Annotated in this window: 18 protein-coding genes and 4 pseudogenes; 15 read left to right on the forward strand and 7 right to left on the reverse strand. The window is 63.4% G+C overall.

The genetic code is table 11. The annotated features are described in order from the left end of the window. The gene (locus SCLO_RS14170) at positions 1–3,477 is read right to left on the reverse strand and encodes a hypothetical protein (protein ID WP_066522114.1); all 3,477 of its coding nucleotides are present in this window, start codon (positions 3,475–3,477) and stop codon (positions 1–3) included. 543 nt (positions 3,478–4,020) lie between these two features. Further along, positions 4,021–4,227, reverse strand: a complete 207-nt coding sequence (locus SCLO_RS14175; RefSeq protein ID WP_066522116.1) for a recombinase family protein — start codon at positions 4,225–4,227, stop codon at positions 4,021–4,023. A gap of 368 nt (positions 4,228–4,595) precedes the next feature. Here SCLO_RS14175 and SCLO_RS14180 point away from each other — a divergent pair, with 368 nt between their 5' ends. Both SCLO_RS14180 and SCLO_RS14185 read left to right on the forward strand, forming a co-directional pair. After that, entirely contained in the window at positions 4,596–4,790 is a 195-nt protein-coding gene (locus tag SCLO_RS14180; RefSeq protein ID WP_066522118.1) for a hypothetical protein, read from the forward strand. An 8-nt stretch (positions 4,791–4,798) separates the two neighbouring features. Continuing rightward, positions 4,799–5,374, forward strand: a complete 576-nt coding sequence (locus SCLO_RS14185) for a Fic/DOC family protein (protein ID WP_066522120.1) — start codon at positions 4,799–4,801, stop codon at positions 5,372–5,374. Positions 5,375–5,499: 125 nt separating this feature from the next. On the opposite strand, the gene SCLO_RS14190 is transcribed toward SCLO_RS14185, so the two are convergent. Beyond that, positions 5,500–6,570 carry an IS630 family transposase gene (locus SCLO_RS14190; protein ID WP_066522499.1) on the reverse strand — a complete coding sequence of 357 codons (1,071 nt, stop codon included), beginning with the start codon at positions 6,568–6,570 and terminating at the stop codon, positions 5,500–5,502. 50 nt (positions 6,571–6,620) lie between these two features. Here SCLO_RS14190 and SCLO_RS24405 point away from each other — a divergent pair, with 50 nt between their 5' ends. After that, positions 6,621–6,767, forward strand: a complete 147-nt coding sequence (locus SCLO_RS24405; RefSeq protein ID WP_407695335.1) for a hypothetical protein — start codon at positions 6,621–6,623, stop codon at positions 6,765–6,767. A 661-nt stretch (positions 6,768–7,428) separates the two neighbouring features. Continuing rightward, positions 7,429–8,253: pseudogene (locus SCLO_RS14195) on the forward strand (tyrosine-type recombinase/integrase); the annotation flags it as partial. A 12-nt stretch (positions 8,254–8,265) separates the two neighbouring features. Here the strand turns inward: SCLO_RS14195 and SCLO_RS14200 are convergent. Then, positions 8,266–8,468 (reverse strand): annotated as a pseudogene (locus SCLO_RS14200) (helix-turn-helix transcriptional regulator). 556 nt (positions 8,469–9,024) lie between these two features. Between SCLO_RS14200 and SCLO_RS14205 the strand changes: the two are divergent. Together SCLO_RS14205 and SCLO_RS14210 are read left to right on the forward strand one after the other, a co-directional pair. Beyond that, positions 9,025–9,387: a type II toxin-antitoxin system RelE/ParE family toxin gene (locus SCLO_RS14205; RefSeq protein ID WP_066522415.1), complete on the forward strand. Its 363-nt coding sequence runs from the start codon at positions 9,025–9,027 to the stop codon at positions 9,385–9,387. 2 nt (positions 9,388–9,389) lie between these two features. Continuing rightward, on the forward strand, positions 9,390–9,728 hold the full coding sequence (locus SCLO_RS14210; RefSeq protein ID WP_066522413.1) for an XRE family transcriptional regulator: 339 nt from the start codon (positions 9,390–9,392) through the stop codon (positions 9,726–9,728). Positions 9,729–9,864: 136 nt separating this feature from the next. Here SCLO_RS14210 and SCLO_RS22995 read toward each other — a convergent pair. Beyond that, positions 9,865–10,467: pseudogene (locus SCLO_RS22995) on the reverse strand (IS481 family transposase); the annotation flags it as partial. Positions 10,468–10,524: 57 nt separating this feature from the next. Between SCLO_RS22995 and SCLO_RS23935 the strand changes: the two are divergent. Beyond that, positions 10,525–10,728 (forward strand): annotated as a pseudogene (locus SCLO_RS23935) (3-isopropylmalate dehydratase small subunit); the annotation flags it as partial. A gap of 7 nt (positions 10,729–10,735) precedes the next feature. Here SCLO_RS23935 and SCLO_RS14225 read toward each other — a convergent pair. Both SCLO_RS14225 and SCLO_RS14230 read right to left on the reverse strand, forming a co-directional pair. After that, complete coding sequence (locus SCLO_RS14225; protein ID WP_066522510.1) at positions 10,736–11,212, reverse strand: DNA-methyltransferase; 477 nt, start codon at positions 11,210–11,212, stop codon at positions 10,736–10,738. Between the two features lie 265 nt (positions 11,213–11,477). Further along, on the reverse strand, positions 11,478–11,966 hold the full coding sequence (locus tag SCLO_RS14230) for a MarR family winged helix-turn-helix transcriptional regulator (RefSeq protein ID WP_096362155.1): 489 nt from the start codon (positions 11,964–11,966) through the stop codon (positions 11,478–11,480). A gap of 228 nt (positions 11,967–12,194) precedes the next feature. Between SCLO_RS14230 and ectA the strand changes: the two genes are divergently transcribed. From ectA to SCLO_RS14270, 8 genes are read left to right on the forward strand one after another with little or no spacing between them, the layout of a single operon-like run. After that, a complete protein-coding gene (ectA, locus tag SCLO_RS14235) occupies positions 12,195–12,746 on the forward strand; it encodes a diaminobutyrate acetyltransferase (RefSeq protein WP_083949017.1) in 552 nt (183 codons plus the stop codon). A 4-nt stretch (positions 12,747–12,750) separates the two neighbouring features. Then, the gene (gene ectB, locus SCLO_RS14240; RefSeq protein WP_066515462.1) at positions 12,751–14,058 is read left to right on the forward strand and encodes a diaminobutyrate--2-oxoglutarate transaminase; all 1,308 of its coding nucleotides are present in this window, start codon (positions 12,751–12,753) and stop codon (positions 14,056–14,058) included. Between the two features lie 11 nt (positions 14,059–14,069). Further along, the gene (locus SCLO_RS14245; RefSeq protein ID WP_066515461.1) at positions 14,070–14,483 is read left to right on the forward strand and encodes an ectoine synthase; all 414 of its coding nucleotides are present in this window, start codon (positions 14,070–14,072) and stop codon (positions 14,481–14,483) included. Between the two features lie 24 nt (positions 14,484–14,507). Then, positions 14,508–15,428, forward strand: a complete 921-nt coding sequence (gene thpD, locus SCLO_RS14250) for an ectoine hydroxylase (RefSeq protein WP_066515460.1) — start codon at positions 14,508–14,510, stop codon at positions 15,426–15,428. Continuing rightward, a complete protein-coding gene (locus SCLO_RS14255) occupies positions 15,425–16,882 on the forward strand; it encodes an aspartate kinase (RefSeq protein WP_066515457.1) in 1,458 nt (485 codons plus the stop codon). Before thpD ends, SCLO_RS14255 begins: the two co-directional genes overlap by 4 nt. Beyond that, entirely contained in the window at positions 16,882–18,132 is a 1,251-nt protein-coding gene (locus SCLO_RS14260) for an MFS transporter (protein WP_066515454.1), read from the forward strand. The genes SCLO_RS14255 and SCLO_RS14260 overlap by 1 nt, the downstream gene beginning before the upstream one ends. Next, a complete protein-coding gene (locus SCLO_RS14265) occupies positions 18,129–19,469 on the forward strand; it encodes an MFS transporter (RefSeq protein ID WP_066515451.1) in 1,341 nt (446 codons plus the stop codon). The genes SCLO_RS14260 and SCLO_RS14265 overlap by 4 nt, the downstream gene beginning before the upstream one ends. Beyond that, positions 19,466–20,737, forward strand: a complete 1,272-nt coding sequence (locus tag SCLO_RS14270) for a mechanosensitive ion channel family protein (RefSeq protein WP_066515449.1) — start codon at positions 19,466–19,468, stop codon at positions 20,735–20,737. The genes SCLO_RS14265 and SCLO_RS14270 overlap by 4 nt, the downstream gene beginning before the upstream one ends. The last annotated feature ends 15 nt before the right edge of the window (positions 20,738–20,752 follow it).

The raw sequence follows: 20,752 nt of genomic DNA on the forward strand, positions 1-20,752 counted from the left end.
CTAGAACGCGATGATCAGCAATTGCTCGAGACGTTCGGCGGACAAAGGCAGCGGTGGCGCCACGGTGCGATTGAACCGGCTACCGAACAGACGCGGCAACAAGGTGCAGCACAAGGTGGCCTGGTCCTGACCGTCGAGCATGCTCATCTTCTCGCGCAGCCGGTCGACGGCCCGATCGCCCTCCAGCGCGAAGAGAAAGAGCAGATAATAGGCTGCAATCACGGGATCGGTCGCTGTCGTGGCGCGGGCCTCGGCCATCTCCGCCACTCCCTCATCCGGAAAGGGCTGCGCCTGGATCAGCACCGAGACGATCTTTTCGAGAGCCGCGGCCGCCAGATCGTCATGCTCGCGCAGATAGCCGGTCAGGTCTGGAACCAGCAGCCGGGCGAGCACTCCATCGGCATATTCCAGCCGGTCAAGCATCCCGTGGTCCACCTCATCCAGCCGGTCGAGCTGGGCGCGCGACGCCCGCCACAAGACCGAACGCACAGCCTCGGGATGCACCTGGCTGAGCGATACGAGATAGTCAGGAAAGCCGTTGAGCTCGATGACAGCCAGCCGCGCCGCCCGCGCTGCGCGCGCCGGATCGAGCTGCTCCGCCCAGTTCGGGACCTTGGCCGCCGCCAGCGACATGCCGGTCAACGCCATGATGTCGAAGCTGGTGACCGTGCGGCGCTGGGCGGACTCTTCGACGGTTCCGACCGGGGTGCGCTTATAAGCGAAGGCGATCAACGCCTCACCGAAACGCCTCGTCATGTCGGGTCCGAACACCGGCTCGACCACATCGAGGCTGTCGATCGAGTAGCGCGAGCGGGACTGGGCGCGCCACGAGAGGAACTGCCATAGATGATAGAGGCGCGAGTCGACGGTCTCGTCGGTCTGTGGCGACAAGCTGTCGAAGAAGCTCGGATCGTCGCGGAGCGTGTTGATGAGCTCGACCCAGCTCTGGTCGCGGGCCTCCGCTTGATCCTCATTGCGCTTCCGCGCCGCCTCGAACCCGGCCATCCGCTCTATCATCTCGGGTGTCTCGGGCGGCGGCGACCGCCAGGCCGCAAGCTGGGCCGACAGCTCCGCATCATCGGCGACGGCGGCGACGATGCGCTGCATGTCCGCGTCGGTGCCCTCGAACTGCCGCCAGAGCGAATGCGCCGCGCGGAGCGCCGTCAGTCGATCCAGCCGATCGGTCCGCTCGCATATATCGAGGAGGAGCCAATCAATGTCGGCAAGGCTCAGCAGCACCGGCCATCCAAGATGCTGGACGAACCAGATGTTGAGCTCGCCATCGCCGCGCACGTGAGGATGCGTGCGTAGCCGCGCGATCGACCGCCAGAGCGACGTGCGGCGCCGCCCCGGCGATGCACCAAATGCCTCGCCCAGCGCCTTGAAGCTCGCCTCGGACCCGATCCGGCGGTGCGATTCATGGAGCAGCAAGAAGAGATCTGTGACGACATCGGGGACGTCCAACGGATGATAGTCGAGGAGACGAAGCGCCGCGCTGGCTGCCATCTGCGAGAAGGCCTCGCGAAACGGCTTCTCGTCGTCGACCGTGTCGCCGCTGAAATCGCCGGATCGAGCGACGACCTCGGTCAGGAAGCGGTGCAGGTCCTCCTTGCGCGTCAACCCCGCTGGCAGCTCACTGCCCAGCGGCAATATGGTCGCGATGTCGTCCTCGCCCATGACCCCGGCCTTGTCGATCAGCGCGAAGAATGTCTCGACATCGATCTCCTCCGGAAACAGCGCGTCGAGGGCCTGGAGAATGATGGAGCGCGAAAGATCGGATCCATGCTCGACAACATGCCGTGCATAGGCGGTTCGATCTGCCTTCTCGCCGAGCTTCAGAAGAGCTCGGCCCGCGAGCAGCTGCGTGATCTCGTCGGTGCTGCGATCGTAAGCAACTATGCGAACAACTGGGAGACCGCCTTTCTGGCCGCCGAAATCGACGAGGCGCAGTAGCAGGTGCCGCGCTTCCTCATCGCCTTTCGCGATCTCCCACCACCCCGCGATGTGATTGTCGAGACCGGGATCGGCGAACCGACGAAGCCCTTGCTCGCCGAACCAGAGCTTCTGCGGATCGATCGTCTCGACCTGGGCGAGAGCCGCGGCGAATGCCTTGACCCGCACCGGTATCGGCAACGACCCCGGGTCCCCATAGCGCAGGAGGTTATAGGGCGACCGCGCGATGAGCGCGTCGGCGATCGCATCATTCTCTCCCGCCAGCCATGCCGAGACCTCGACCATCTCCGGTCGAACCAGCCGGTAACCATAGGTATCGGCGAACAGGAGATCGTTCACCGCCGCCACGGGACACCCCTTGGCGAGAAGCCGTCCGAGCCAGCGCGCCAGCAAATAGCATCGCAGCGTCGCCTCATTGTCGTTGTGCAGGCGCGCCCGGCCAAGCGTCGCCGGATCGAAGACCGGGCGCCCAAGCAGCAGGAGTCGTTCGCCGTCGGACCAGTCCGGCAGGATCTCCTCGATCGGCATCGAGCGCTCGGGAGGCGACAGGTCCAGGCCGGCGGCGGGGACACGCACGGAATCGCGCCCGCACAGCAAAAATGCTGCCCCAATCCGGTCAAGGGCGTGAGCGCCCTTGGCGAGATCGAGCGGATCGCGCTTGCGGCGAAGCGGATCGGGATCGAGCAGCCTCGCCTTCAGGCTGGCCTCGATCATCTCCCGAAGCGAGCCGAGCCGCTTATGATCGCGCCAGAACTCCACCATCCAACCGAGGTCCATCGGCCGCGCCGCGAATTCCCAGAGGCTGCCATGATCGACCGCAGCCAGGAAAGCATCGATCGTCTCGATGCCTGAGGCACGCGCGAAGCGCTCGACCTGCCAGCGGCTGAGCGGCTCCAAGACCAGGACACCGATCTCTTCGCGCACCTTTGGCGGACTCTTGTCCCGGTTCTGCAGTGTCGCGCGAACCTCATCCGCGACATCGGTCGGGGGAGGGGGCGGCTCGGGGAGCGAGAGCCATTTCTCGACCGAGATGTGATCGGCAGTCTTATCCCAATCGGTATAGCGGCTCGAGATGTAGAGATGAACGCGCTCCTCCAGCCCCGCGATCGCATCGGCCAGCTTCCGACAGGCCGCGTCGAAATGATGTCCTTGGTCCTTGGCTTCGTCGACTGAGTCCACGAACAGCCAGCAAGGCGCGTCCGGGTCTACCCGCCATTGCGCAAATCGAGTGCGGTCGGTCGGAACGAGCGACGCCTCGAGGCCGGCGTCCGCAACGTCGCGCACAGTCGCCTTGAACGCAAACTTGTTCGCCTGGCGCAGGGCGGAACATTGATGGTCGAACTCGCTGGACTTGCCGCTGCCCGCCTCCGCAAGGACGATGGTGCGGCGCTTCTCCAGCAGTTCGGGCCACGCCGGCGTTCCTGTTAGGTCGTCGCCGAACAGTCCCCGGAACGGACGGTCCTCGTCCCCTTCCTTGGTAGCCGGACGAAACCGGCGACTGAGATCGTAATGCTCCCCAAACATCTTCTTACTATAGCGGCGCCGTCGAGTCCGAACAGGGCCATGAGGCCCTCTGATGATGGCGCCGCAATAGCCGACAATGAGATCGCCGGAAAAAAGGTAGCAGGCTGTCAGTTCCCGCTTCTGCATGAGCGGGTTGGGAGAGCGAGCTTGCTTGTCGCCTCACGATCGCCAATACGCAAGCGCATTAGACTTGGCTCGCGCTCTCCGAAACTTCTTCGCCCCGGATTTGGATCGTTACCCGGCCTTCGGCGGGTTATTGTCGAAGAAGACCTTCATGGTGCCTGGTCGGAGCGTTCGCTCTGGTCGGAGTCTGCCTAACTAACGGCCATTGGTAATTCCAATGTCCGTTTACTGAGATCGGCCTACGGATTCCGGACAGTCCCAAAGGTCGAACTTCCTGCCATCAACTATATTTGTGCGTCACCCGGATCCCTTGCTGCCTCGGCAGTCAGCGCGGCTACACGGCGTTCCATCTCGATACGCCGATCTTCGGGCAAGGCCGTAAGCATCTCGTCGACCCAGCCACCTGGCGTGAGAACAGCGTCAGTCGATGTCGGGGTTGCGACGGAGATAGCGAAGCATCTCCCCGAATGCGGTCCGTCCCGCCTTGCGGGCTGTCTCGACGTCGATATGGCTGCTGGCGATCGCCAACCCATGGAGCGCGGCATAGTCTTCGAGCAGCTTGACCTGCGCGGGGATCGAATAGCCTTCCCGCTCCTGGTCTCGCGTGGATACGCGGGCGTAGAGCACCGCCTTGCGGGAGCCTGATCCCTGCGATCTTACCTTTTTCTTCCTGTATCGATTTGTTGCTTTTCTCGGTTGCGCCAACGCTGTTCACTCCTTGATGTTCTCCATCCCCAGACGGAAGGGGCGCACCCAAAAGCAGAAACAGAAACCTCACGCGAGGCGATGTCGACGCAAACGGCTGGCGCCGCGGGCATGGCGGTGGGCCATAGCCGTATCCAGGCACATTGCCACCCGAGCTTGCACTGCTCCGGCCATCGGTTGCCGTGACATGATGAGCGACGGGTTGGGCGTGCTCTGCTCGATTGTTAAAACGAGAGGTGCATAATCCCGACGGCTCACTTATAGTCGGTTGCACGATTCAGGAGGTCACAATGGCGAAACAGCAAACGGAGCGGCATGGGAGAATCCTCACCCTAGGCCTTTCGCGGTTCGCCTCCATCAGCGCCGTCGAAGGCATGCACCTGTCCGACGAAGCGAAACGGGAATTTCGTGCGGATGATCGCCGTCGCGCCACGCCCGCTGAGCGCCGTCAGCGCATCATTGCGAAATACGCCGCGAAAGCCTGATCTGCCCCGTGTATGAAGCATTCAAGGATCCTTACTGCTATCCGGGCACCGACGTCCTTCGCAATCGCCTGAACCTGACCGATCCAGCTGATCTCGAAGCCTTCGAGACTGAAATCACCACCGCCCGCGCCACCGAGCCTTTGCCCAACGGACGGTTCGGCATTGCCCATTATCGCGCCATCCACCGGCATCTGTTCCAAGATGTCTATGTCTGGGCGGGTAATTTCAGGACGGTCCGCATCGCCAAGGGAGGCAATGCGTTCTGCTATCCGGAATATATCGAGCCTGAAATGGTCAAACTGTTCGCGCAGCTCAGCGCCGGCGACGGACTCCGCCAGCGGAACCGAGAGGGATTTGTCGATGGCGCCACGACCTTTCTCGCCGACCTCAATCAGATCCATCCGTTCCGCGAAGGCAACGGGCGCACCCAACTCGCCTTCATGACATTGCTGGCGGATCGTGCCGGGCATCCCCTGACGTTGGAGCTGCTCAATCCCGAGGCCATGCTTCAGGCCATGATCGCAAGCTTTCATGGACAGACGGCCCTGCTCCGAGCGTTGCTTCACGATCTGACGGCGGCCTGATCCCGGCGTCTGCACCATCGGCGTCAAGCGCCTCACCAGACATCACGAATCCCCGCGCATCTGCCGTTTTCATGATCGCTTTTTCCGTATCAGTAATGTTGTAGAGGCCGGTCTAGTGCACTGACTCAGTCGGTTGGTACAGGCAGCCGCCTGAGTTTGGCGAGAATGGTCTCGGCCGGCTTGGTCCAGACGAAGGGCTTAGGGTCGGCGTTCTGCTTTCGGATGTAAGCGCTAATGGTGTCCTGGAGGTCGACGACGGAGGTGAAGACGCCGCGCCGGATGACCCTTCGGGTGAGCGCCGAGAAGAAGTTCTCGACGGCGTTGAGCCATGAGCCCGAGGTCGGGGTGAAATGGAACACCCAGCGTGGATGATCGGCGAGCCACTCCAGGACCTTCGGATGCTTGTGGGTGGCGTAGTTGTCGAGGACGGCGTGGATCACCTTGCCGGCAGGAACGGCGCGCTCGACGGCGTTGAGGAACTTGATGAACTCCTGGTGCCTGTGCTTGGGCATGCAGCGACCGACGACTGTGCCGTGGAGGACGTCGAGCGCGGCGAACAGGGTGGTCGTGCCATTGCGTTTGTAGTCGTGCGTCATTGTTCCGCATTTGCCCGGCTTCAACGGCAGACCGGGTTGGGTTCGGTCGAGGGCCTGGATCTGGCTCTTCTCGTCGATCGAGATGACGACGGCGTGAGCCGGCGGGGCCATGTAGAGACCGACGATGTCTTCGACCTTGGCGGCGAAGGCGGGGTCGCTCGATCTCTTGAAGGTTCGCAGACGGTGGGGTTGGAGGTGATGGACCTGCCAGATGCGCTGGACGGTTCGGAGCGAGACGCCGAAGGCTTTGGCCATTGCGCGGCCGGTCCAATGGGTCACGGCACCGGGCGGTTCGGAGCAGGTCAACGCAACGATCCGTGCGACGACGGGCGCGGCGATCGGCGCCGTACCGGGCTTGCGCGTCTTGTCGCGGAGAAGACCATCGACGCCTTCCTCAGCGAAGCGCTGTTGCCAGCGCCAGACCGCAGGTCGGCTGACGCCGGCGCGGCGGGCCACTTCGAGCACCGGCAAGCGGTCGCTGGAGAGCAGCACGATCCTGGCGCGCAGCACATGCTTGAGCGGGCAGTTGCGGTCGCCGACGATTTGTTCAAGCCGAGCACGGTCGGCGGCGTTCAAGAGGATGTTGACGGTCTGGGCCATGACGGGAGAGTCGCATGTCCTAGACGATTTGTGAATCTCCCGTCTGCGTCATTGCACTAGCCAAGCGCCAGACCGCCTCGGCCAATCTCAAGGCAATGGCATCGATCGGCCTCCTGGAAGAGCGAAAGGCCGGCCGCGAACGCCTGTTCGTCAACCCGCCCCTTCTTCACCTCCTGACAGCTGATGAGCAAAAGTAACAAAATTTGCACCCAGAGCACTAATTTGCTCTCCAGCGGAAGTTCACTGCCTACCCCGGTTGCGGACCCGGAGGCTTATGCCCATAATCCCTCATAGATCGCATCTGAGTATCGGTAAGTCGTCAGTCGCTGGACGCACATGGCCGATCGAGGAACGATCGACCACATACATATCCGAAGATCGGACAGGTGAAATTGAACCTGGGTCCGGAGGCGCTACACGCTCGTACGCGAGTGATGAACCCTTCATACCCGGCGCCACGAAAGTATCCTGAAATTTTTTCGAGTATATATCAGACAAACTAAGCTGCGTTCAGGAACGTGGCTCGATATCGCTCGACTATTTTGCGAGATTCGACTGTTTGAAGCTTGAAAAAGTTCGAAACGTGAACAAAAGCGGTCACCAAAATCCTCTCCCAGAGGGTTCCAGAAGATGCCACAAGTGGCTGATTTCTGCGGGTTTTCGGTGGTATAGGTATCCCATACGGAGCGGCTTCGTGCCACCGGATACCACCATCTTGATGGTATATCTGATGGTAGCGCGGTCCTCCCCTTGCAGGAGATACCATCATGGCGCTTACCGCTGTTGCAATTAACAAGGCCAAGGGCCGCGCAAAGCCCTATGAACTCACCGATGGCGACGGGCTGTTCCTCTATGTCACGCCCAATGGCGGGCGCTATCACCGCACAGGAGTTGCTTGTCATGCTTCGCAAGATGGAGAGCAAGGGCCGCTATGAGACGGCGAAGCGGCTGCGCAGCACTGCCAGCCAGATATTCCGCTACGCCATCGCCACGGCGCGGGCCGAGCGTGACGTTGCCGCCGACCTTCGCGGCGCGCTCATTGCACCCTAACCCGTCCACCGCGCGGCGATCACCAGCGCCAACGAGGCGGGCGGCTTGCTCAGCGCCATCGAGGCGTTCGACGGCTTTGCCAACACCAAGGCAGCGTTGCGGCTCTTGCCCCATGTGTTCGTGCGTCCCGGAGAGCTACGCTATGCGGAATGGGCGGACTTCGATTTCGACAAGGCGCTTTGGGTCATCCCGAAGCACAAGACCAAGATGCGGCGCATCCACAGCATCCCGCTTTCCCGGCAGGCGCTCGCCATTCTCGAAACTATCGAGCATGCCGCGGACTATAGCAGCTTCCTGTTCCCGTCGCTGCGTTCGATCGATCGGCCCATGTCGGAAAACACCATCAACGCGGCGCTGCGGCGCTTGGGCTTCGTCCAGGACGAAATGACCGGGCACGGCTTCCGGGCGATGGCGGCGACGCTCCTGAACGAGATGGGCCTGTGGCATCCCGACGCCATCGAGCGCCAGCTTGCCCATTGCGACAACAACGCGGTGCGCCGCGCCTACACGCGGGGCGAGTATTGGGACGAGCGCGTGCGGATGATGCAGCACTGGTCCGACCATCTCGATTTTCTCCGCGATGGCGCGAAGGTCATCAAGGGCACGTTCCGCAAGGCCAAGGCCGAGCAATAGCCCCGCCTCGCATCACTCGGCGCGATCTTCGCGGTAGGCGGCGGGGTTGGCGATCCAGCGATCCACGGCGACTCATGCCAGCCGGTGCCGTGGACGCTGATCGTGATTTGCCGGGGGAAGCTGCCTTCCGCGATTTTTCTATACAAAGTGGAGCGCGAAAGGCCGGTGCGGGTCAGCACGGTTTTGAGACGGATGATCTTTTCCTTGTTGGACATCAGGGTAACTTTCGACTTCGCCGTTGATACAATCCCCTACGAACAGAATTGGCGGCACGGATTTGCAGCGCAAGAGCGCCCCGGCCAAGATATGATGAAGATGCGGCTCGCGGCGGTCTAAGTGTGGGCAACGGCGGGAAACGGCAGCGCACTATGGGAAACGCTGGCGTATGACGGTGGACGGCGGATAACGGCGGTAATTGCTATCCTATACTTGGACGGTTCCTTGCCGACTGTGACAAATAAGTCACGACATCACGCAACTTGTTGGCAATCAATGCGACTCGATGAACTTGGCGCGCTTCCGATTCGCACGACATGGCGGAGCCTTTCTTGTCATGGCCCGCCATAGCCAGAAGCCCATGCTGTATCAGTTCATTCCGCAACGCAAGAGGGGGAGGCATTACACTGCCGACAGGTGCCAACTTAGTCCTAAAAGGTGCTGATTTTATCCGTTTCTGCCCGCAGGGGGACAATTCGGATGAAGATCGCCGCATCCTTGCAGCCATAGCTTCAAGGCTATGGACAAATTATAGCCCAGAGGATATATAGCCCTATGCCGTGGACGGTTCGCAACCATGATGCCTTTGATGCCGAATATGACGCGATGCCCGATGCGGTGCAGGACGAGCTTTTGGCGGCAACGGGCCTATTGGAACTTTATGGCCCCCGGCTTGGCCGTCCCCATGCCGATACGCTTGGCGGATCGCGTCATGCGAACATGAAGGAGTTGCGCTACCATGCCGATGGCGGCGTGTGGCGCGTAGCTTTTGCGTTCGACCCGGAGCGGCAAGCGATCCTGCTTGTCGCTGGTGACAAGGCGGGCGTGGCGCAGAAGCGGTTTTACAAGACGTTGATCGCCAAGGCCGACAAAAGGTTTGACGAGCATCTAGCGGCACTGGCCGCGAAGGAGAAATGACGATGGGACGTTCGCGCAGTGAGATCATGGCTACCCTGCCCGAAGATCGCCGCCGCCGGATCGAGGCGCGGACGCAGGAATTAGTTGCAGAGGTCGAGGGACTGAAAGCGTTGCGTCAGCTTGCCGAACGCAGCCAGGAGCAGATCGCGGAAACCTTGGGCGTGAAGCAGCCTTCCGTTCACAAGATCGAGCGGCAAACCGACCTTTACCTTTCGACGCTTCGCCGCTTCGTGGAGGCAGCGGGCGGAAAGCTGGAACTTCGCATTGAGTTGCCGGGCAAAGGCGTTCTGCATCTGACAGGCGTTGGCGACATTGGGACAAATTCCGTCGTTGCACCATGAAAGAACACCGCTGTCAGCCCCGTTCGTCAAAGCTGTGGACGGCGCAATGTTCCCCTTTTCTTCTCGCGCATGATCGCGTAACGATAAAGGGCTGACTTGTCCCTTATTCTGGCTTGGCCCGTCACGGGTGCTCGGCGAACTGGATGCCATTGTCCGTCAGGATCGTGTGGATGCGGTAGGGCACCGCTTTCAGCAGGTGTTCGAGGAACTCCCACGCCGTTCGGCGATCCGCCTTGTCGACGAGTTGCGTGACGGCGAACTTGCTGGTGCGGTCGATGCCGACGAACAGGTACAGCTTGCCTTCTGCAGTTTGCACTTCGGCAATATCGATGTGGAAGAAGCCGATCGGATAGCGTTTGAAGCGTTGTCGCTTTGGCTTGTCACCTTCGATGTCGGGCAGGCGAGAGATGCCGTGTCGCTGCAGGCACCGATGCAGCGCCGATCGTGTCAGGTGCGGGATCGATGGTTGCAGGGCATAAAGACAGTCATCGAGCGGCAGCAACGTGTGTCGACGGAACGCCACAACCATTGCCTCCTCGGCCTCGGACAGGGTGGTGGAATGAGGGGCCTTCGGCCCGGTCTTCAAATCCTCGACCGTCGCCCGCTTGCGCCACTTCGCCACCGTCTTCGGGTTGATCCCCAAATCCCGGCTCAGCGTCGCGAGCGAAGCTTGCGATCGCTGTATTGCTGCTCGGACGGCGTGCGTGGTCGTGGCGCTCCCGTGACGTACCTGTCCCATAAGGCTTCCTTCCATTCCAACGAAAGGATCGCACCATCAAACCGTGGGATCAAACAACTAGGCATCCAGGCCGTGATCGCCCCCAGTTTCTCCGACATATATGCGGGCAACGCATTCAAGAACGGTATCCTGACGGTCGTGCTGCCGCAAAGCCAGGTCGATCGGTTGCTGCAGGTGGCTGAGGAGCATCCGATTATGATCGACCTTGAGACCCAGGTGGTGACGACACCCCATCAGGATCGCTTCCACTTTGAGCTCGAAGCGCTCATCAACCTTCACTCCTTTCAAGCGCGGCGTTGGCTGCTTTCTCCATATCGGCAGCACGCCGCTTTTGCACATCGACATATTTCTCCCCGGTCGTTTCGAGTATCGCTGCCTTGTGGGTGATCATCTGCCACCGCCGGATCGTCACCTCGCAATAGCCCGGCTCATATTCGATCAGCCGACCACGCCGCTTCGTCTTCTCCGCCGCGATCAGGGTCGATCCTGAACCTCCAAACGGATCAAGCACGATCTCGCCGATGCGCGAAGTGTCCTTGATGTCATCCATGATCATCGGGACGGGCTTGACCGTCGGATGCATGGCAAGCTCCGCATCCGCACCGGTCTTCGTCGCGCCGCGATAGTTCCACACATTGGTGCGATAGCGGCCGTTCTTCCCGAGTTCGACCGTATTGAGATGCGGAGCGCTTCCTACCTTCCATACGAAAACCAGCTCATGCTGAGACCGGTAGAAGCTCCCCATTCCAGCGTTGTCCTTCGACCAGATGGGGGGCTTCCCCTGGGTGTCCTCGGGAGAAGGTGAGTTCAACTATGACTTCGCCGTGTCGTGCACGGTCAAGGGCCGCAAGGCTGGACGCGCCCTTTACAACTATGAGCTGGCCAGGATCGAACATAGCGCCGGCATGTTCGGTCTCAGTGTTTTCGTGAAGGACGAGGCGGGTGTCAATCGCGGCATGGCGCCCAGCCGCTTCGACGGTTCCAGTCCCGATAGCCGGTCAGTTGTGGAGTCAGGCTGGAGCGGACCGGTCGATGAGGCCGCTGTCGAGCAAGGGGGCGGCGTCGATATTCTGGGCGTCCATGAGCGTGGCGAGGCGTTCGACGGCGGCCAGGATCATCGCCTGCTCCCATGGCGGCAGGGCGACGAAACGATCGGTGAAGGTCGTTTGCAGCGGATCGGGCGCGTCGGCGATGGCGGCCTTGCCGGCGGGCAGGGCGCTCAGGTGAAACTGGCGCTTGTCCTTTTCGCTGCGCTGGCGCTGGACGAAGCCCAGCGATTCCAGGCGATCGACGATGGTGGTGATCGTCGCCTGGCTGAATTGCAGCGCCTGGGCGATCGTGCCGGGCGTGGCGGACTGGCGGATGTCGATTTCGCGCAGGACGAGCAATTGCGATGGCGTGAGGCCGGTGGCGGTCGCCAGTTGTCGGCTGCCGATTTCCGTGGCGCGCAATACCCGGCGGAGCGCGCGCAGGGTCAGGGAAGCGATTTGCGAAGTCATGGCCGGTGCATAGCGAAACCATGAACGAGTCAGCAATGTGAATGGGGTTTGGGGGACTGTTTTAGGGCATATCCTTTATTTGATAAAATATTTTGAGTGCTGCCGGGGTTGAAAAATGGCTCTGAACTGCGCATATACCGCGCCGAGTCGAACGGAAGCGTGGCTTTCGGACTGAGAATATAATTCGGGAGATAAACAATCTTCGATTCCCAAGCACCAGCGGCCGCCGTGCCGCCAAGGGCTTCTGCGCGCTCCGGACGGAGCAAGGGGCAGGTCTTTGAGCTTCGAAAGCCCGTCGGAACGGACGGGCCCGCCATCACGGCGCTGGTCGCGGCCTGTCCGCCGCTCGACGCCAATTCCGCTTATTGCAACCTGCTGCAATGCACCGATTTCGCCGATTCCTGCGTCGTGGCGGAAGCGGACGGCCGGGCGGTGGGCTGGGTATCGGGCTATCGCCCGCCCTCCGCGCCCGAGACCTTCTTCGTCTGGCAGGTGGCGGTGTCCGCCGAGGCGCGGGGCCGGCGGCTGGCGGGCCGCATGATCGAGGCGCTGCTGGCGCGCCCGGACAATGCGGGGGTCACCCATCTCACCACGACCGTGACGGACGACAATCGCGCGTCCTGGGCCCTGTTCGAAGGGCTCGCCCGCCAATGGGGCACGGCCCTGGAGAAAAGCGCCCGTTTCGGGCGCGACACGCATTTCGCCGGCGCCCACGCCACCGAATGGCAGGCGCGCATCGGCCCGCTGCCGGCGCGCCGCCCGCCCATCGAGGAGAATTGACGACATGACCATCACGCAACCCAAGCCGACCCCCTCCATTCCCGACATAGCGATCTACGAACGGCGGGAGTCGGTCGTGCGCAGCTATGCCCGGTCGATGCCGCGCCAGTTCACGCAAGCGCAAGGCGTGTGGATGCGCGACGACCAGGGCGGCCGCTATCTGGATTTCCTGTCGGGCTGCTCGACCCTGAACTACGGCCATAACCACCCGGTGCTGAAGCAGGCCCTGCTCGATTATATCGCGGCCGACGGCATCGCCCATGGCCTGGACCTGCATACCGACGCCAAGGCGGACTTCCTCGAAACCTTCGAGGACATCATCCTGAAGCCGCGCAAGCTGGACTATCGCGCGATGTTCACCGGCCCGACCGGCACCAATGCGGTGGAAGCGGCGATCAAGCTGGCCCGCAAGGTGACGGGGCGCGAAGGGGTGATCGCCTTCACCAACGGTTTCCACGGCATGACGCTGGGCGCGCTGGCCTGCACCGGCAATGCGTCGAAGCGCGCGGGCGCGGGCGTGCCGCTCAACCATGTCGCCCATGAGCCCTATGAGGGCTATCACGGCCCGGATGTCGATACGGCCGAACTGCTGGAACGGCGTCTGGCCGACCCGTCCAGCGGCCTCGATGCGCCCGCCGCCATATTGGTGGAGACGGTGCAGGGCGAGGGCGGCCTCAACGCGGCGTCGCCCGCATGGCTGCGCGCCATCGCGGAGATCGCCCGGCGCCACGGCGCGCTGCTGATCGTGGACGACATCCAGGCCGGCTGCGGCCGCGCGGGCGGCTTTTTCAGTTTCGAGGGCATGGGCGTGACCCCGGACATCGTGACGCTGGCCAAGTCGCTGTCGGGCATGGGCCTGCCCTTCGCCCTGGCGCTGTTCCGCCCGGAACTCGACCAATGGCTGCCCGGCGAGCATAACGGCACGTTCCGGGGCAACAACCATGCCTTCGTGACCGCCGCCGCCGCGCTGCGCCATTTCTGGAGCGGCGGGGAGTTCCAGGCGGATGTCGCGCGAAGGGGCCGCCTGCTCGAAAGGCGGCTAGACGCCATGGCGGCGGAACATGGGCTTTCGACCCGCGGCCGGGGCATGATGCGCGGCATCGATGTGGGATCGGGCGAGATCGCGGGAGCGATCACCGCCGCCTGCTTCGCCCGCGGCCTCATCATCGAAACGAGCGGCGCGCATGACGAGATCGTCAAGGTGCTCGCGCCGCTCATCATCGACGACGCCCTGCTGTCGGCGGGGCTGGACATATTGGAGACGAGCATCCGCGAAGCGTTGGCCGTGCCCTACGGCGTCGCGGCGGAATAAAGGAGAATAGCATGATCGTTCGCAAGCTTCAGGACATCCGCAAATCCGACCGCAACGTGCAGTCGAAAGGCTGGGAAAGCGCCCGCCTGCTGCTGAAAGACGACAGCATGGGCTTTTCCTTCCACGTCACGACCATGTATGCGGGCGAGGAACTGCACATGCATTACCAGAACCATCTGGAAGCGGTTCTGGTGCTGAAGGGGAAAGGCACGATCGAGGATCTGGGCACGGGCGTGACGCACCCGCTCGCCTCCGGCGTGATGTACGCCCTCGACGCCCATGACCGGCATGTCGTGCGGCCCGAAACCGACATACTGTGCGCCTGCGTGTTCAACCCGCCCGTCACGGGCAGCGAAGTGCATGACGAAAGCGGCGCCTATCCGGCCGAGGCGGACATGGTTCGCGAGGCCGTCCCGAGCAACTGACCCGACAGGAAAGGGGAAGTCCCCGTGCAAGACATCTACCCGTCCCGCCATGCACAGGCGGCGGCGTTTCTGCCGCGCCTCGATCCGGTCGTCCATGGCGGCTGGCACGAAGGCGCGCCGCTGAGCCGGGAGCAGGCGGCGCAATTCGACCGCGACGGCTATCTGGTTCTGGAGGATATGTTCTCCGACGAGGAAATCGCCTTCCTGCAAGGGGAGGCGGGAACGCTGCTGGCCGATCCCGACGCGCTGGAGGAGGAGACGGTCGTCACCGAGCCGGGCGGGCGAGAAATCCGGTCGATCTTCAGGATCCACGCCCAGAGCCGGGTGATGGGCCGGCTCGCCGCGGACGAACGGCTGGCCCAGGTCGCCCGCTTCCTGCTGGGCGACGAGGTGTACATCCACCAGTCGCGGCTCAACTACAAGCCGGGTTTCCAGGGCAAGGAGTTCTACTGGCACAGCGATTTCGAAACCTGGCATGTGGAAGACGGGATGCCCCGGATGCGGGCGCTGTCCATGTCCGTGCTGCTGGCGGAGAACACGCCGCATAACGGGCCGCTGATGCTGATCCCCGGATCGCACCGCAGCTTCCTGACCTGCGTGGGGGAAACGCCGGAGGATCATTACCGCATGTCGCTCAAAAAACAGGAATATGGCGTGCCGGACGAAACCAGCCTTGCCGAACTGGCGCATGAGCATGGGATCGTCGCGCCGACCGGAAAGCCGGGCACGGTCGTCCTCTTCGACTGCAACGTCATGCACGGGTCGAACGGCAATATCACGCCCTTCCCCCGCGCCAACGCCTTCCTGGTTTACAACGCTGTCGGCAATGCGCTGGAGCGGCCCTTCGGAGCGGAAAAGCCCCGCCCCGACTTCATCGCCGCGCGCGGCGATCCGGACAGGATCGTGCCGGTCGGCGGGCCGCTGATGGCGGAGGCGGTGGCATGAGCGCGGACGCCGCGAAGGGCCATAGCGTCGAGAAGATCGGCGGCACATCCATGGCCGCGACCGCGATGCTGTTCGACAATGTGCTGGTCGCCGGGCGCAAGGGCGCGGAGCTTTATAACCGCATCTTCGTCGTGTCGGCCTATGCGGGCATGACCGACCTGCTGCTGGAGCACAAGAAGAGCGGCAGGCCCGGCGTCCATGCGCGCTTCGTCGCGGACGAAGGCGCCGATGGCTGGCGCGAGGCGATGGAGGAGGTGCGCGCCGCCATGCATGCGCGCAATGCGGAGATGTTCGCGCGGGCGGACGGGCTGGCGCAGGCGACGGCCTTCGTCGACATGCGCATCGACGCGGTGGCCGCCTGTCTGGACGATCTGGCGCGGCTGCGCAGCCATGGGCGCTTCTGCGTCAAGGAGCAACTGGTGACGGTGCGCGAACTGCTGGCCGGGCTGGGCGAGGCACACAGCGCGCACAGCACCGCGCTGCTGCTGAAGGAACGGGGCGTGAATGCCGCCTTTGTCGACCTGACGCTGTGGGATCAGGACGACCGGCGCGGGCTGGACGAGCGGATCGTCGCGGCGCTGGAGACGGTCGACCTTTCCACCACATTGCCCATCGTGACCGGCTATGCCGGCTGCGTCGACGGCATGGTGCGCCGCTATGCGCGGGGCTATTCGGAAATGACCTTTTCGCGGATCGCCGTGCTGACGGGCGCGCGGGAGGCGATCATCCACAAGGAATTCCACCTGTCGAGCGCGGACCCGAAGCTGGTCGGCATCGACCGGGCGCGCAAGATCGGACGGACAAATTACGACGTGGCCGACCAGCTCGCCAATCTGGGCATGGAGGCGATCCATCCCGGCGCGGGGCGCGGGCTGCGCCAGACGCATATCCCGCTGCGCGTGCGCAACACCTTCGACCGGGAGGATGGCGGCACGCTGATCTGCGGCGATTATGTGTCGGAATATCCGCGGGTCGAGATCGTGACCGGCATCCGCCATGCGCAGGCGCTGCAATTCTTCGAACAGGACATGGTGGGCGTGAAGGGATATGACGCCGCCATATTGGAGGCGCTGACCGCGCATGGCGCGTGGATCGTCAGCAAATCGTCCAACGCCAACACCATCACCCATTATCTGTCCGCCGACGCCGCGACGGTGAAGCGGGTGATGGCCGACCTGCAACAGCGCTATCCCGAGGCGTCGGTCTCGGCCCAGCCGGTGGCGATGGTGTCGGTGATCGGCAGCGACATTTCGCGGCCGTCCCTGGTCGCCGACGCGCTGGACGCGCTGGCCGGGGAAGGCATCGGCATCATCGCGATGCAGCACCAGATCCGCAATGTCGACGTGCAGTTCATCGTCGATGTCGCCCAATATGACGCTGCCGTGCGCGCGCTGCATCGCGCATTGGTGGAACAGGACGAACCGGCCGCGGCGGAGGGACGACGCGCCGCCTGATGCTTGCCGCCATCCATCCGGTTCGCAGCCTGCTGCTCTCCATCTTCATGCTGATGGCGGGCAGCGGGTTCCTGGCCACGTTGATCAGCCTGCGCCTGGAACGCGGGGGCAGCGGGACCATCACCATCGGCATCGTCGCCACCGCCTATTTCGGCGGCCTGATGGCGGGCGCGCTGCGCGCCGGAGAAATCGTGCGGCGGGTCGGGCATATCCGCGCCTTCGCCGCTTTCGTCGCCCTGCTGTCGGCCAGCACGCTTTCCTATGTGCTGCTCGACCATCCGGCGCTGTGGGCGGGGCTGCGGCTGATCGACGGCATCTGCGTGGCGGGCGTGTTCGTGTGCCTGGAAAGCTGGCTCAACGACCGGGCGGAGCCGGACATGCGGGGCAGCGTGCTGGCCGCCTATATGGTCGCGCTCTATTCGGGGCAGGCGATCGGGCAATTGCTGCTGGGGGCGAGCGGGGCATTGCCAGCCATACCCTTTCAGATCGCCTCCATCCTGATTTCGCTGGCCATTATCCCGCTCTGCCTGACGCGCAGTTCCGCGCCCGCGCCGATGGAAGCGAGCGCCTTTTCGATCCGGTCGCTGCTGGCCGCTTCCCCGCTGGGCGCGATGGGCGCGGTGGCGACGGGGCTGATGCTGGGCGCCTTCTATGGACTGGCGGCGGTGCATGTGCGGCGCCTGGGGCTGGACCTGCCGGAAACGGCTCGGTTCATGATGATCGTGATCCTGGGCGGCGTCGCGCTGCAATGGCCGCTGGGGCGGTTGTCCGACCGCTATGACCGGCGGCGGATCATCATCCTGAGCTTCGCGGCGGCCGCGCTGGTGAGCCTCCTGCTCGCATTGTGGGAGTCAGGCGGTATCGTGCTGCTGACGCTGGGCGCGCTTTTCGGGGGGCTCAGCTTCGCGCTCTATCCGCTGTGCGTCGCTCATTGCAACGACAGGCTGCTGGAAACGGAGCGCGTGGCGGCGAGCGGGCGGCTGGTGCTGCTCTATTCGGCCGGCGCGGCTCTGGGGCCGGTTTGCGCCGCGAGTTTCATGACCGTGGCCGGGACCGGTGGCCTGTTCCTGTTCATTGCGCTGTGCGCCGCCCTGGCGCTGGTTCTGGGGCTGTGGCGGCAGAGAGCGTCTGAACCCGTGCCCGGCGGCGAGCAACAGGAATTCCAGATCCTGCCGCGCACCACGCCCATGGCCGCCTTGCTCGATCCCAATGTCGGCGATGAAAACATATCCGAGGGACAGAGGACATGACGGCGATTCCAGCCGATGGCTCTCCGGCCATTCCAGCCCCGGCGCAGAAGAGCACGCTGCGGCGCGCCATTGCCGCATCGGCCATGGGCAATGCGACCGAATGGTTCGACTATGGCATCTATGCCTATGGCGTGACCTATATTTCCGCCGCGCTGTTCCCCGGCAATATGGACGAAGCCGTGCTGTTCGCGCTCGCGACTTTCGCCATTTCCTTTCTGGTGCGGCCGCTGGGCGGGCTGTTCTGGGGACCGCTGGGCGACCGGCTGGGGCGCAAGTCCGTGCTGGCCTTCACCATATTGCTGATGTCCGGCGCGACGCTGTGCGTGGGGCTGATCCCCGATTATGCGAGCATCGGTTTCTGGGCGCCCGCCCTGCTGATCCTGCTGCGCATGGTGCAGGGCTTTTCGACCGGCGGGGAATATGGCGGGGCCGCGACCTTCATGGCCGAATATGCGCCCGACGACCGGCGCGGTTTCTACGGCAGCTTCCTGGAGTTCGGGACGCTGGCGGGATTTTCGCTGGGCGCGGCGCTGATGCTGGGCTTTTCCCTGATATTGGGAGACGGGGCGATGCATGAATGGGGATGGCGCATCCCTTTCCTGATCGCGGCGCCCATGGGGCTGGTCGGCATGTATCTGCGCTCGAAAATGGAGGATACGCCCGTTTTCCAGGCCGCCGCCGCGCTGCATCACGCGGGACCGCCGCCTCCCAGCCTTCGGCTTCTGATGCGTGGCCACTGGCGGCCCATGCTGGTGGTCGGCGGGCTGGTCGTCGCGCTCAATGTCGTCAACTACACGCTGCTGAGCTACATGCCGACCTATCTCCAGCAGCGGATCGGCCTGTCGGGCGACGAGGCGCTGATCGTGCCGATCATCGGCATGCTGCTGATGATGGTCGTCCTGCCCTTTGCCGGGGCGCTGTCGGACAAGGTCGGGCGGCGGGCGATGTGGCGGGTGTCGCTGATCGGACTGCTGATCGCCGTCGTTCCGCTCTATATGCTGATGGGAACGGGCCTTTGGGGAGCAACCATCGGCTTCGTGCTGCTGGGGCTGCTCTACGTGCCGCAACTGGCGACGATTTCGGCGACCTTCCCGGCGCTGTTCCCGACGCAGGTGCGCTTCGCGGGCTTTGCCGTGGCCTATAATGTCTCGACCTCCATCTTCGGCGGCACCGCGCCTGTGATCGGCAGCGGCCTCATCAGCCTGACCGGCAATGAGCTGATGCCCGCATTCTACATGATGCTGGCCTGCATCGCCGGCCTGATCGCGCTGCGCTTCATGCCAGAGACGGCGGGCCGTTCCCTTCATGACGACCCGTTTGCGGAGAAGCCCGTTTGATGACCCGATTGCCGCTTGCCAATGACAATATCGCCAGGCTGATGCAGGGTTATGCGCGCGAGCCATGGATGCAGAGCGGGATCGCCCTGCTGCTGCTCATGCTGGTCGCATGGGTCGCCAACTGGGTGGCGAAGCGCATCGTGCTCCGGGTGCTGCTGCGCCTGCTGGAACATCTGCCTTTCCAGGTGGAGGCGGGGCATATCGGCGCCGTGGTCGCCCGGCTGTCGAACATCGTTCCGGCGCTGGTGATCCAGTCCGGCATCGCCGCGGTGCCGCATTTGCCAGCCGACGCCATGGCCTTTGTCCGCAGCCTTTGCACGGCGTTCATCATCCTGACGATCGCCATCGCGCTCAGCGGCTTCCTCACGCTGCTCAACGATCTGTACCAGCGGCGTCCGGACGCGGCCAACAAGCCGATCAAGGGCTATGTGCAGCTTGGCAAGCTGCTGGTCTATGGCGCGGCCGCGATCCTCATCATCGCGGCATTGATGGATCAGTCGCCCTTGTTGCTGCTTTCGGGACTGGGCGCGATGGCGGCCGTGCTGATGCTGGTGTTCAAGGACACGATCCTGTCGCTGGTCGCATCGGTCCAGATCGGGTCGAACGACATGGTGCGCGTGGGCGACTGGATCGAAATGCCGCAGTTCAATGCCGATGGCGACGTGATCGACATCGCGCTGCATACCGTGAAGATCCAGAATTTCGACAAGACGATCACCACCGTTCCGACCCATCGCCTGATTTCGGAGAGCTTCCGCAACTGGCGCGGCATGTCGGAATCGGGCGGGCGGCGCATCATGCGCTCGCTCAAGATGGACCAGGCCAGCGTTCGTTTCCTGGATGAAGGCGATGTGGAGCATATGGAGCGTTTTGCCCTGCTGCGCCCCTATCTGGATGCCAAGCGGCGGGAGATCGCTCTGTGGAACGACAAGCCCGAGGCGAACGGCGCGGTCAATGGCAGGCGGCTCACCAATATCGGCACGTTCCGCGCCTATGTGCTGGCCTATCTGGAATCGCGCGAGGACATCGCGCGGGACAAGACGCTGCTGGTGCGGCAACTCGCGCCGGGCGAAAACGGCCTGCCGCTGGAAATCTACGCTTTCGTCACCAGCACGGTCTGGGCCGAATATGAGGGCGTGCAAGCGGACATATTCGACCATCTGATCGCGATCCTGCCGGAATTCGGGCTTCGATTGTTCCAACGTCCCGCGGGAGCCGACCTGACGGGCTTGGCGGGGAGCCGTGGAATGGAGCGCGCTCCGGTCTAGCCGGATTCAGTTTCC

It is taken from the genome of Sphingobium cloacae (genome assembly GCF_002355855.1).
Classification (GTDB): domain Bacteria; phylum Pseudomonadota; class Alphaproteobacteria; order Sphingomonadales; family Sphingomonadaceae; genus Sphingobium; species Sphingobium cloacae.